The following is a 12300-nucleotide window of genomic DNA, read 5'->3' on the forward strand; positions in this document are numbered from 1 at the left end:
TTATTTGGGTAATACTGAGGACTCATGGCGCCTCCTATTTGCGCGTCATTGTGAGGCTTGGAGGTGTCTACGAAATCAGGGGTGATTTACTTAGCTACTGTTCAATGAGTGCAAATTTGACGATAATAAAAGTTAGCTAAATCAGTTATGGGTGAAGCTAATGTCTGAAGATTATTCGAAGTGTACTCACAAAGTGCAGGTGCTGTCCGTTTTAAATAAGCTTTCAGCTCAGTCAGGGGGGGTAACCCGCGTTGCTATGTCTCGGGCAAAAATTCTGGCTGAGAGCGAGCTTCATTCCCTCATTGCAACGCTTGACTATGATCCATTGCTGCCCGAGTCTGTTAGGCAGCTTCGTGAGGATGGAAGGCTCTTTCACTCAGTGGGGGTTATTAACTTCTTTTCCTACTATGCGCTAATCTCTAGTGATGAGGATAAGGCCGGTGAGTTTGCTGAGTTGTATGTTCACCCTAGAAGATGTGTTGTTTTCAAGAGGTCAAGATATATAGGCTTAACAGGTCTTCGCTTATCAGAGTATTTTGATTGTAAGGGGCGCATATTTGCTCGTGAATTAATTGGGGTGGATGGTCAAGCTGTAAACTTGCAGCTTGATATTAAGGGGCGTATGCTGGTGAGCTTTAATACGCGAGATGAGGCTTATGTTTATTGGTTAAATGAGGTCTCGAGCTTTGCTGAGTTTTGTGTGCTAATTGCAGATGCTCAAGCTAAGTGTGGGGTTGTTTCTAAGATTTCCGCGCCCAATGCTCGAAAGGTTTTAACCTTGCATGGCAATCATTTCTCTAATCCGTTCACATATGGAAGTCCGGTTGCCGCTTTAAGTGGAAGGGTTTTAGAGTGTGCTCGCTATGCTGACTCGTTAGTGCTTTTGACAAAGGCACAATTGGTTGATATCAAAAGGCAGTTCATCGAGCTGACGGATGTTAGAGTTATTTCTAACTTTGTAAGTTTGGTGCCGGCAGCCGCGGAGGCGCGTACCTCGAAGCGATTCGTTGTTGTATCACGGTTGGAGGCTGTAAAAAATATTGGCATGATAATCCGGGCATTTCGTTTGGCCTTAGATGTGTGCGGTGATCTTCATCTTGATATATGGGGGCATGGTTCTCGTGAAAAAGAACTAAAAAAGCTTATAGAAATAAATGGTGTTTCAAATAATGTATTCCTGAGAGGTTACTCAAGTTCTGTTTCTGCCATTTTTGCAGAGGCAAGATGCTCTCTTTCAGCATCCGTATCTGAAGGTTTTGGGCTTAGCATTCTGGAGTCGATGTCGTTCGGCTGTCCGGTTATTTCGCTTGCTTCAAATTACGGCCCAGTGGAGATAGTGAAAAACGACGCAAATGGCTATTTGGTAAATAATGAGGTGGAGATGGCTGAGAAAATACTGCTTTTGGCTAGTAATGATGAGCTATTTTCTAGGGTGTCTAAGGGAAGCTTGCTGACTGCTCGAGACTATTCGTCACCTATAATTGCTGAGAAATGGCTTGATTTGGTTCGTGATCTAATATCTCCCGAGTGGGTTGTAAATCAAGTTAAGCGCTCGAAAAAAATGCGCAATGAATACTCAAGCATTGGTGGTGGTATTATATTGGCTTCCTTGTCGATCGATGATATTGATGGATATCGGGCAGTGGAAATACTTAGAGTCGACAGGACGAAAAAGTGCAAAAATAAATCTTGCTCTATTGAGGCTGGTGTTTATGATATGCGTTGTTGCGGAGTTGATGAGAATAACCGTGTAACAATTAAATTGGGTCAAGGTGATTTTGTATATGAAGGGGTTGTTCCGGCTGGAGCTATCGAATTCAGATTGAGTTCCTGAGTGGGGATGCAAGGGGCGTCAAATGAATTGCTGAAAAACTGCGGTTTAGACTGTTGGCTTTTCAGGTGTGTGAGAAATGTTTGGGAAGTTGTGCTTTTTTGATGTAATTATAATTGTATGATGTAGATCTGTTTTTAGAAGTGATGGGGTGAGGTAGTCGTGGATGTTTTTGTTAGTTTGATGTTCGTTTTTGCGAATGCCAAGTGACTGGTTCTTTATGCACCAGTCACTTGTGTGTAGCATTGTTCTTAAGGAGAATATATCGCGGCTAACAGTATAGGGCTTAACAGTTACTGAGCCATTTTTGACATGACTTTGGCATATGCGTTAGCGCTACCGAGTACTGCATCTTTTCCTTGCGCCACGAGAATTGCGTCAGCTACCTCACGAAACGCTCCGCTACCGCCTTCCTTAGAAAGGATTTGAGTGGCTGCTGCTTTCACATAAGTAGGCGCATCTGCTACGGCGAAGGAAGTTGCGCACGCCATAAATGCGGGTAGATCTATACAGTCGTCACCTATACACGCTGTTTGAAAGCGAGTCACGCCCGCTGCAGCAATCAATTGCTGACAAGCTGCTAATTTATCCTTAACACCGAATTGAAAGAGAGTTACTCCGAGGTCACTTACTCGCTTTCGAAGGGTTTCAGAGTCGCGCCCTGACAAAACGGCAACTCTAATACCGTTTTCTTCTAGTAATCTCATGCCCATGCCATCACGTACATGGAAGCGTTTGAGACATTCTCCGGTTGCATCGTAATAGATGCCACCATCCGTTAATACCCCGTCCACATCTGTTATTACTAAGCGAATATCTGCAAGTGTCGGTAAAGGTTCTGGTGTTTTACCTTCCATTATTGCCTTGACTTGCTCAAGGCACTCGGGAGTATCTACGCCAGGTCCAGTAGGATCAACTATGAATGCGCGAATGCAGTAGCCCGCGGCCATCAGGCGTAACTGCTCCAGCTTTTCAGCATGCTCGATCTTTGGCTGAGGTAAACTGGAATATTCCGCCAGTACGTTGCGTCTGTAGGCGTAAACGCCAACATGTTTAAGGTATTCGGCTGCCTCACTGTCGCGAGCATAGGGAATAGGTGAACGACTGAAATACAGTGCGTTACCGTTATTCGCCAAAATGACCTTTACAGTGTTTGGGTTGCGTGCCTCACTTGCATCAATTGGGTGGCATAGTGTTCCGATCTGAACATCGCGTGCGACTAGCATGCCATTTACTAATTTCTCAATATCTAATGGTCGTACTAGTGGCTCGTCACCTTGGAGGTTAACGTATATATCTGCGTCGACTTCCTTCATCACTTCTGTAAGTCGATCAGTACCGGATGGATGCTCTGATGAGGTCATTACATACTGTCCGCCAAAGCCACGAACAGCTTCAGCAACGCGCTCATCATCGGTAGCAATCACCACTTTTTGTACATTAGCGACTTCTAGCGCGCGCTCGTACACATGCTGCACCATTGGTTTGCCTGCGATATCGGCGAGCGGCTTGCCAGGAAGGCGTGTAGAGCCGTATCGGGCTGGAATGATGATAGCAACCTGTGGATCAGGGTTGGCCATGTACACAGTCCTTGTACCTAAGGGCTTAAGAAATGATCAATGGTTTGAATGACTTAATCAAATCGTCCAAAGATTTGATTTGTGCAAGAAATGGTTCCAGCTTATCAAGAGGTAATGCGCTAGGGCCATCACACTTCGCTTGATCAGGATCTGGGTGGGCTTCCAAGAACAAACCTGCAAGGCCGACACCCATGCCAGCTCGCGCAAGGTCTACTATTTGCTCTCGGCGACCACCAGAGGCAGCACCCGATGGGTCGCGGTTCTGCAGTGCGTGCGTTACATCAAAAATAATCGGAAGATTATCACAAGTTTTTTTCATGACGCCGAACCCGAGCATATCCACGACAAGGTTATCGTAGCCCATGCAGGTACCGCGGTCACAAAGAATCAATTGATCGTTCCCTGCTTCCTTGAACTTATGCACAATATTTTGCATCTGAGACGGGCTCAGAAATTGAGGTTTCTTAATGTTAACCGGCTTTCCGGTTTTCGCCAATGCTGTGACCAAGTCTGTTTGTCGAGCCAAGAATGCCGGTAGCTGCAATACATCAACTACCTCAGCAAGTGGAGCGGCCTGATATATCTCATGAACGTCAGTAATAATCGGTACATTGAACTCAGATTTAATTTTTTCGAATATACGGAGGCCTTTTTCAAGGCCTGGGCCGCGATACGAGTGAATCGACGAACGATTTGCTTTGTCAAAGCTGGCTTTAAAGATGTACGGAATTCCTAGTTTTTCAGTAACTCGTACATACTCAGCGCAAGCAGTTAAGGCAAGCTCTTCAGACTCCAGGACGTTGATGCCACCGAATAGGACGAATGGCTTTGAATTGGAGCACTCGATAGTGGAAGTAATCTTAATCATTGTTGGGTCTCTGTCTTGATGTGCTTGAATGCCAGAAATTGAAGTTGCAAAATTTTTTGCGGGAAGTATGTTTAGAGTTTTCTCACTTAAATGAGCCACTCTCTAAGGCGATTATGAATTGCAGTTCTATTGCTGCTGCTCATGGAGTAATTATTTACATAATAGTTCAGAAGTTGTTGAGTTCGATAATTGTCAAATTTAAGGTTTTGGTTAAGTGTGACTTTCAATTCATCAATGGACTTTGGCTGTGCTGCAACTGCATAGGAATAATCACAGTCCCCAGTGACAACCACGGGCTTTTGGTGTAAAAGGGCCTCTAAACCTACGCCGGAGTTTACTGTAAATACCGTTTTTGCATTCGCAATTAAATCATGTACTGATGCGTCGGAAATCTCGATAGCGCCTGCTTTCACCAGTTTGTCCAGTGTCTTTTGAACTGTCATGCTGTTGCAATACGGATGGCGCTTAACTCGAACTTTGACGCCGCTATGTAGATAGTGGTCGGCAACAGTTTGAACGAGCTCTGCGCCCGTCACATATGCCAGTGCTGCGACAGTGTCAGTAGGAATTTGTAAGGCTACGAAAACATAGTCCCCTTCAAATTGTACGCGCTCAATAGTCTGGGAGTATTTTGAAATGTTATTTTCTACATATGTTTCGTAAAGTTCACGTTGGTTTTTCAAAAGCAGAGCTTCCGAGCAGTGATCGGAAGCTTGCACAATGGGAGTATGCATCGTGGCTAACGATGAATAGCCAGCAAACCCTTGATGATCAATGCTGCAGCGCCCTGCAAGAGGAACTTCTTGGATATGTAAATGGTTGGTGCTGAAAGGAGCGTTCGTATGATAGCTGACAACCCGCGCGCCTGGGATACGAGGGTCGCAATTTCGCCAGTTCCATTGATGTCGGGGCACTAATGTCAGATCAGTTCTGTTCATTAGGTAGTCATAGACATTACCTAGGAATTCACGCACAGTTGCATAACTGGGCTTTATCTCATTTGGCGCTGCAAAAAAGACTGTGGGTATGAAGATCTCAACAGTTTTGGATAAGTCAATTTTGCTAATGTTAATATCGACCATTGCCCCATTCTTTAGGCCGTAAAGATGTGGAGAGATCTCATTCGTGTTGGCCATTTCTACCAGTGGACGAATTGCTCTGATTTGATCTTTTACGTTATCCAGCCATGCTTTGTTACTAGCGCTTACCGGCTGTTTTCCGTTCTTGTTGCGTTTTATAATCTCTTCTGCTTCGTTGATCCAACGGCACTTCACGGCAACCTTTAGTTGGTCGTCAGGCTTTATTCCCTTTCGTCCACTTTCAGCAGAGAGTAATACTCTTGCTTGGCCCCTTGCAGTTCTTAATTCATTAGCAAGATCAGCGAAGAAAGGAGTTGCTCGGTTGATCATCGGCATAAACTTCATCAGGACTTCTTGAGGAAAATCCAGAATTCCTAAAAGTGTCTCCCGGGCTTGATCATACAGAGCATGGTCGATCTCAAATGATAACCGCTTTACTGATCCATATGCCGGATACAACGCCTGACTAGCGCACAGGTAGGAGTACGCTCGGGCAGTTTGTGCGTCATCACGCAAGATATCGCTGATACGGGTCATTAACATCCGTTCTGATGGATGCTCGATCTGTGAGGACAACAGGACCTCGTATGCCGCTACCTGATCGCGAGATGTTTGGTAAGCTTTCGCCAGCATCATTCTATAATTGAGCTGTGACGAAATATTTTCTGGAAAAGATTGAATTGCCTCAATCAGCTTTTCATTTAAGTTAAGTTGATGATAAGCGCGCGTAAGAATTTTAAAGTTGTTTTCATTGGAGGGATCGCTTTTAATCGCAGTGTCTGCTTGCTCTGCAATTATATTGAGCCAGGATGCGTCATTACCAGCCATAAGCAGTGACTGCTCTAGATCCTTTTCGCTCAATTGAACTTTAGGTTTAAAAGCTATGTTTTTTGGTTTTCGAGATGGCGTCAGTCGGTACGACCGGAGCGCTTCGGAAATAGGGCCGCAGGATGGAGCCGTTTTAAGTATCTCGACTGCCTCTTCTGCTTGTCCTTGGACGTTAAGTGCCCTAGCTTTCTCAAGATAGCCAAATGAATTTGTGGGGAATTTTTCGATGGCGTAGCTAGCAAAACGCAAGACCATGGCGTGATCGTTTCGCGCATGAGCTGAAGCTACCGCTGTTTTCAGCTGGCTTAACGATACATTGAGCTTCAATAATCTGTCACTACATGCTACGCTTGCTCGGTGCGCGCCTAATTTCGATAACAGAAATATTGTTTTGACAATTAAGTGTCGCTGTATAGATAGCATTATTTTCCTGCGCTCTGCTTTTTCTTAGCAATGGCCAGCTGTCGCTTTGTGGAGTAAAATTCTTTAAGCTCTTTTCGTACATAGGTTTGAGGTTGGCTAGGTACAAATTCACCTTTCCAAAGTTTGACTAATGCATTGTGAGCTAAACTTAATGAGTCCTGTGTTGGGATAAATAGCTCGCTCCACAGCGACTCATATCCGGCTATGTATTTACTTGGGTTGCGGGCCAGTTCTATGATGCCCGCCTCTAATAGTTCTGGAGATTGGATGCGCAGACCGAGTTCATCGCGGCGTGAATACTCCAAGCTATAGTCATCAATCTTCTTTCCACCTATCTGGTCCTCTAGGTCAGCCTCGAGGAGTGCGATTGGTTTTTTGCAATACATTGCATCAAAAATTGCACCGCTGTAATCAGAAATTACAATGTCGGAGATCGAAAGTAACTCCAGGAGATCGTCATTAGCGCCGAAATGACAAATATTTCCGGTAGCAATTTTTTCCTTTCGACCTGCTTCTAACAACTGAGTGTTATGGTGCATTTTAGTGAGAACGTTAAAGTTCTCCGATAAGTTGTAAATCGCTTCTAGATATTGATCGACGCTAGAAAGATCACCCCAGGTTGGTAGATATAGGACCGTCTTTCTCTTCACGTCAAGCTTATGCCCATGTTTCAGTTTGGCGCGCTCGTGAAATTCATTTTTGTGCCAGTCATCATAGCGAGGGTTGCCAACTGCGGCGGTGGGGCTAAAGTAATCAATACGATCCGCGGCATATGGACCATAAGTTAAGCAGACATCGGCAAACGCACGCCAAGGACCATAATTATGAGGCTCCTTAGCGTAACCATACTGAATCATTGCGATTTTTGATTTTTCGAATGTCTCAATACGAGAAAACGGAGTTTGACAGACGATAATGTCAAAAACTCCATCAAGAGTAGGCATTTTCGCCCGATCCCACACCATAATAGGGGTGGAAGGGTTTTTCAAAACCTCTTCACTAAACTCTTCGATGAAGTCTTTGCGCTTTTCAATGACGAAGCATGCGCCAGGAAAAGTGCTGGCTAGCTTCTGTATATGAAGAAACTGAAAAGGGTTCCAGCCGACGAAGCCTACTCTTGGTAGTTTATCCATATTTTTTGATCTCTGCGATCAACTGGGTAGTGGAGATACCGTCTGTGCGGGGGAGGTATATAACTTCACAGAGCGATTTAAACTCATCAAATCTACCTTCCCAGTCGTTTCCCATTACAAGGACGTCGGCCCGGAATTCTTTGATGTACTCACCCTTGAGCTCAAGCGACTCTTCAAGAAATACTTGATCAACGCAAGCCAACGAAGCGATGATGTCGCGACGTTCGGCTTCTGGATAAACGGGGTTGCGCTGTTTTTTGGAGTAATTAAGTGCGTCAGAAGATACGCCAACTATCAGCCTGTCACCTTGCTCGCGAGCGCGTTGAAGAATTCGTACGTGGCCGATATGTAGCACGTCGAAAGTTCCAAAGGTGATTACCGTTCTCATAACTATCCCTATCATTAGTGGTTTTGATGCAAGGCGATATGGGGGATCGCTATATATGGCAGTTAGCAAGAAAAATCTGGACCACTATACGCCCCCTCAAATGACAGCACGGCTTCGATCTCGAAGCCGTAAACTATCGCTGGTATAGCTGAATTTATTTAGTCCGTGCCAAGCCTAAAGGTAAATCGATTCTTGAAGATTTTTCCTTTAAAAGGGTTGGTGCCGTCCATAAACGTCAACCGGTACCAGCCGCGCTTGGCGTCGAATGTCGCTGAGCTGATTTTATATACACCAGGCGCAACTACTGGAGAGTCATCTCCGGGGCCTTGTGCGTGATTAATAACTTCAATGCTTGTATAGCGTTCAAGAGCAGTCATATCTGCATAGGCGGTGGGAGTTGTAAACCATACAATCCCTGAGCTTGTGCCGCTGGCAGCATTGGTAATCACGCCTGCAAGTGCATTGCGGTTTTCCAGGCCCATCTTAAGCTTGGTGGAGCTGATTCTATCTAAAGCGTCTGGGATGTTTTGGAAGTCAACATCAATCATGTCTTTAGGTTCAAGCTCCCACCACTTGCTGTTCAGCAATCTATCAATCGTACCTTCGTCAAAGCGATATCTAATGACTTTTGCTGGTACGCCGGCAACAATAGCGTACGGCGGAACGTCCTTAGTAACGACTGCCCCACCTGCTACAACTGCGCCAGTACCGACTGTAACGCCTTGACAGATCATCACGCCGGCACCTAGCCATACATCGTGACCAATGACCGCAGGGTTCGCACTTGGCCCCTTCACGCGAGAGTGCGTACGGTATTCAGGGTGGTCGCCAAAATGGTTGGTGTTGTACTGGAATGGGTGACTGCTGAGGTAGTCGGTCGGATGGTTGATCGGGCTGATCTCAGCGTTCCGTGCAATCGAGCAGTAGTTACCAATGATGGCTCCTCGCCCAACGTAACCGTCACGGCCTATGTAGGTATACTTGCCGATTTGAGCTTTCGCGTTGACGGTTACGGCGCCATAAAGTCTGACGGGCGGGTGCAGAACAGCCTCGCTGGATACGCTAGCGAGTTTTGAGATGAGCTTATCTTCCATGACTGTCTTCCATGGTATGGGGTGCGCGTGGACTAGGGTAGATGACCTACTTAGCTGGTTGTCTACAGCCCGAAATGATAATTTTTGTAAGTTGTTTTTGTCAAGATTAATTGATGGGCTTTGCACTTGCTCTGCATCGAGCTGTCAGTGTTACGACGATTTACTTTTGGTTGTGCTTGAGCTTGAAATAACTTAGGTTTTTTGCTTGTGCGGAATTCGATGTTTTTCATGGTTTTTCGCAGATTTTAGATGTATTTCACCGGTTTTTTTGGCTATAAGCCTCCCGTTGCATTTCTGTGATGATATCATATTGATCTCACTTTTGGAGTGGTGACCTGAAATTGCCGTCAAAAAAACGTCGGGGTAATAAGTGTGAATAGTTGACTCCCAGGAGTGGTCCGGGTACACGTTTTCGTAACACTAATTCCGTAGAAAGAAATGCGCTACTTGATTTGTTGCAGGGTTGCAGGATTTCTATGGGGGCGTATGGCAAGCATGGCGTGGATACTTGTCGGTATTGGGCTTGTTGTTCTGGTGGTTTGTCTTGGTTCGCTGTGGGGGTGGATTCAGCACCTCGCAGTTGAGCTTAGGTAGGGGGGCTTGCTTAGGGGTGCTGGCGCTGATGGGGCGGGGCTGCTAAATTTATGGCCACGCAAGTAGATGGGTAGGTTATTCATGCGTCTGTATTTCCTTCTGGTTATTTCATTATCTATGATGGTGGGTTCGTCGGTCGCTGGGGCTGTCGAGTGCAATCTCCCTAGTAGCTTTTCCGGAAATGTTCGCCTGGAATCCAATTGTGTCTATAACGCGTCAATTGTTATTTCGGATAGCGATACCGTCCTTGATTGTTTGGGGGGTACTTTGGATGGAGGGGGAGCGCTAAAGACGGGGATTCAGATCAATGGGCGTGGAAAAAAAATTAGTAATGTCGTTATTCGTAATTGTCGCCTTGTGAATTTTGTTGGTCGAGGGATAGATGTAACTTCCGGAATTCCTAAGTGGTCGTTATCGAAGGATATCGAGAAAAATTATAGCGTCTCACCGGAAAATATAGTTATTGATAATGTCAGCGTTGCTGGTGGTCGAGGAGGGGTGTACTTCGATAGTTATGTTGCTGACTCGGTATTGAAGAATTCAGTTGTTCGGGGGGCGGATAAGGTCGGTGTTTATTTAGAGCAGGGCTCAAAAGGTATTAGCATTTTAGGTAATAAAATAATTGAGAATGGAGTGTCTGGGCGCAGGGAGGGGGTGGCCATAGACTCGTCTGCTAATAATTTGATTAAGGGAAATGTTTTTTACGGGAACGGTGCTGGTGGGGTTTTTCTCTATAAGAACTGTGGTGAAAATTTCAAATCGGGTAAGTCGGTGTTGCGGTGGCAATCCAGTGATCATAATAGAATAATTAATAATATTTTTCGTTCGCAGCCGGTGGGTGTATGGGTTGCGTCGCGCCAGAGTCGTGACCTAAGTAAGTGGGGTTGTGGTGATCCTGCAGTTGACGATCAAGGTCGTTTTTACAAGGATTTTGCAAACAATAATTTTATTGAGTTAAATGAGTTTTGTGATGTAAGGGTTCCTGTTAGGGTTGAGGGGGATAATAATTACGTTGCGCGAAATAAGTTTGGTAAAATAGTTTCGAGTGCCATTGAGGAGCCTTTCCGGGATAGAGCGAAGCCGGATGGGGTGGTGACGATCGGGAACACGTTTGAGGCTAACTCTTCGGCTGCGTGCCAATAGTAGGGGTTATGCTAGTGCAGTGTTGTTGCTTTTGTCTCTCTTTTAGCCTATTTTGCTCTTTAAAATATCTGTTATAGGTTTATGTTTTATGTTTGATTCATCGCTGGTCGAGGGAAGGCATTTCAAGATCGTGGAGCGTCCGGGCTCAAAAAGGCTAATGGTTTTTTTGGCGGGTACAGATAAGACTGACGGCAAATTTGATTTTTGGCATGTAGGGAATGCTCAGTCCTCTCATCTTCTGTTTTTGAATAATGGACGTAATGAATGGTATCAGCAAGGAATCCCAGGATTCGGTGATAGTCATGAGGGAACTGTAAGGTGCCTGAAAGATTTAGTTCAGCATCTACAGGTGGAAGAGGTGTTCTTTGTTGGTGTAAGCATGGGAGGGTATGGTGCTGTTTTGTATGGCACCGAATTAGGCGCCAAGGTTATGGCCTTCGGTTACGACACGAGGTTAAAAATTACTGGCAGTCGAAGCCAGAAGCGTATGCCCAAAGATATTCGCGTTGCTTTTTCGGATTTGCGACCACTCATACAGTCCTCGTCGGTCCAAATTCTGCAAATTGCTGGTGAGTGTGATGCGTTGGATTTGGTTGCGGCCAGCCATGTTTGTGATCTTGAGAATGTGAAAACCTTGACATTGACAGGTGTTGGTCATGGCGGTGCTCCCTTTATCAAAGAGCATTATGGTTTAGTTGAATTTGTTAGGGACTGGGCGGACGGGGTCGCTTTGCCTGAGATTGCTGAGGCCGGGGCATCTGTCAATAATCCATCTTTAGTTAGGGCTTTGCACAAGACATTTTTGGCATTTCGAGAGAAGGATTGGGTGACCGTTGAGTTGGAAGCCGAGCGCGCACTTAGCCTGGATGCCAGGCATGAGTATTCAAATTATATGATGGGCACTAGTTTGCTGGAGCGAAAGAAGTTTGCCGAGGCATTAAAGTATCTTCTTATGTCCGTGGGGTCGGCGCCTCATTATATTGGTGCGCGCTATCGTTTAGGTCGGGCGCTGATGTTAAACAATCAGAACTCATATGCCAAGGTGCATTTTATTGCGTACTTAAAGTCTAACCCTAACTCGCATGTCGTCTTGATGATGTTGTCGGATGTTTATGCGGCAGAAGGTAATATAGATTTGGCGAGAAAGTACCTAGATGCTTCTTTGGAAAATGGGGGGGATAGAGAAAAAATAGCGACGAGAATTGAAAGGCTTGCGGCCTGATTTTCTTTGGGTTTGAATAATTAGTGCGCAGTCCTGAATATCCCCGTATTGTTGGTTTGGTGCGGGGGTTCTAAAGCTAGGAAGGCTTATGGTGTTGTTGTTGGAGGTTATGTGTGT

At 45.4% G+C, this 12300-nt stretch carries 9 protein-coding genes; 3 read left to right on the forward strand and 6 right to left on the reverse strand.

Annotated elements, in window-relative coordinates:
• Window positions 1-160 precede the first annotated feature (160 nt).
• A complete protein-coding gene (locus ACF8GF_RS24715) occupies window positions 161-1834 on the forward strand; it encodes a glycosyltransferase (protein WP_392487603.1) in 1674 nt (557 codons plus the stop codon).
• Window positions 1835-2124: 290 nt separating this feature from the next.
• Here the strand turns inward: ACF8GF_RS24715 and kdsB are convergent, their stop codons facing one another.
• The 6 genes from kdsB to ACF8GF_RS24745 all read right to left on the reverse strand — a co-directional run bounded on the left by kdsB (window position 2125) and on the right by ACF8GF_RS24745 (window position 9224).
• Complete coding sequence (gene kdsB / locus ACF8GF_RS24720) at window positions 2125-3411, reverse strand: 3-deoxy-manno-octulosonate cytidylyltransferase (RefSeq protein WP_392487604.1); 1287 nt, start codon at window positions 3409-3411, stop codon at window positions 2125-2127.
• Between the two features lie 25 nt (window positions 3412-3436).
• Complete coding sequence (gene kdsA / locus ACF8GF_RS24725) at window positions 3437-4279, reverse strand: 3-deoxy-8-phosphooctulonate synthase (protein WP_392487605.1); 843 nt, start codon at window positions 4277-4279, stop codon at window positions 3437-3439.
• Window positions 4280-4365: 86 nt separating this feature from the next.
• Entirely contained in the window at window positions 4366-6513 is a 2148-nt protein-coding gene (locus ACF8GF_RS24730; protein WP_392487606.1) for a capsule biosynthesis protein, read from the reverse strand.
• 95 nt (window positions 6514-6608) lie between these two features.
• A complete protein-coding gene (locus ACF8GF_RS24735) occupies window positions 6609-7742 on the reverse strand; it encodes a CDP-glycerol glycerophosphotransferase family protein (RefSeq protein WP_392487607.1) in 1134 nt (377 codons plus the stop codon).
• Window positions 7735-8130: a pantoate--beta-alanine ligase gene (locus ACF8GF_RS24740; RefSeq protein ID WP_392487608.1), complete on the reverse strand. Its 396-nt coding sequence runs from the start codon at window positions 8128-8130 to the stop codon at window positions 7735-7737. The genes ACF8GF_RS24735 and ACF8GF_RS24740 overlap by 8 nt, the downstream gene beginning before the upstream one ends.
• Window positions 8131-8288: 158 nt before the next feature.
• Window positions 8289-9224, reverse strand: coding sequence for a CatB-related O-acetyltransferase (locus tag ACF8GF_RS24745; RefSeq protein ID WP_392487609.1), 936 nt, complete (start codon window positions 9222-9224; stop codon window positions 8289-8291).
• A 675-nt stretch (window positions 9225-9899) separates the two neighbouring features.
• Between ACF8GF_RS24745 and ACF8GF_RS24750 the strand changes: the two genes are divergently transcribed.
• Window positions 9900-10961, forward strand: coding sequence for a right-handed parallel beta-helix repeat-containing protein (locus ACF8GF_RS24750; protein WP_392487610.1), 1062 nt, complete (start codon window positions 9900-9902; stop codon window positions 10959-10961).
• Between the two features lie 88 nt (window positions 10962-11049).
• A complete protein-coding gene (locus tag ACF8GF_RS24755) occupies window positions 11050-12183 on the forward strand; it encodes a hypothetical protein (protein ID WP_392487611.1) in 1134 nt (377 codons plus the stop codon).
• Window positions 12184-12300 lie beyond the last annotated feature (117 nt).

The organism is Pseudomonas sp. yb_5 (assembly GCF_043103865.1).
GTDB classification, from domain to species: domain Bacteria; phylum Pseudomonadota; class Gammaproteobacteria; order Pseudomonadales; family Pseudomonadaceae; genus Aquipseudomonas; species Aquipseudomonas putida_Y.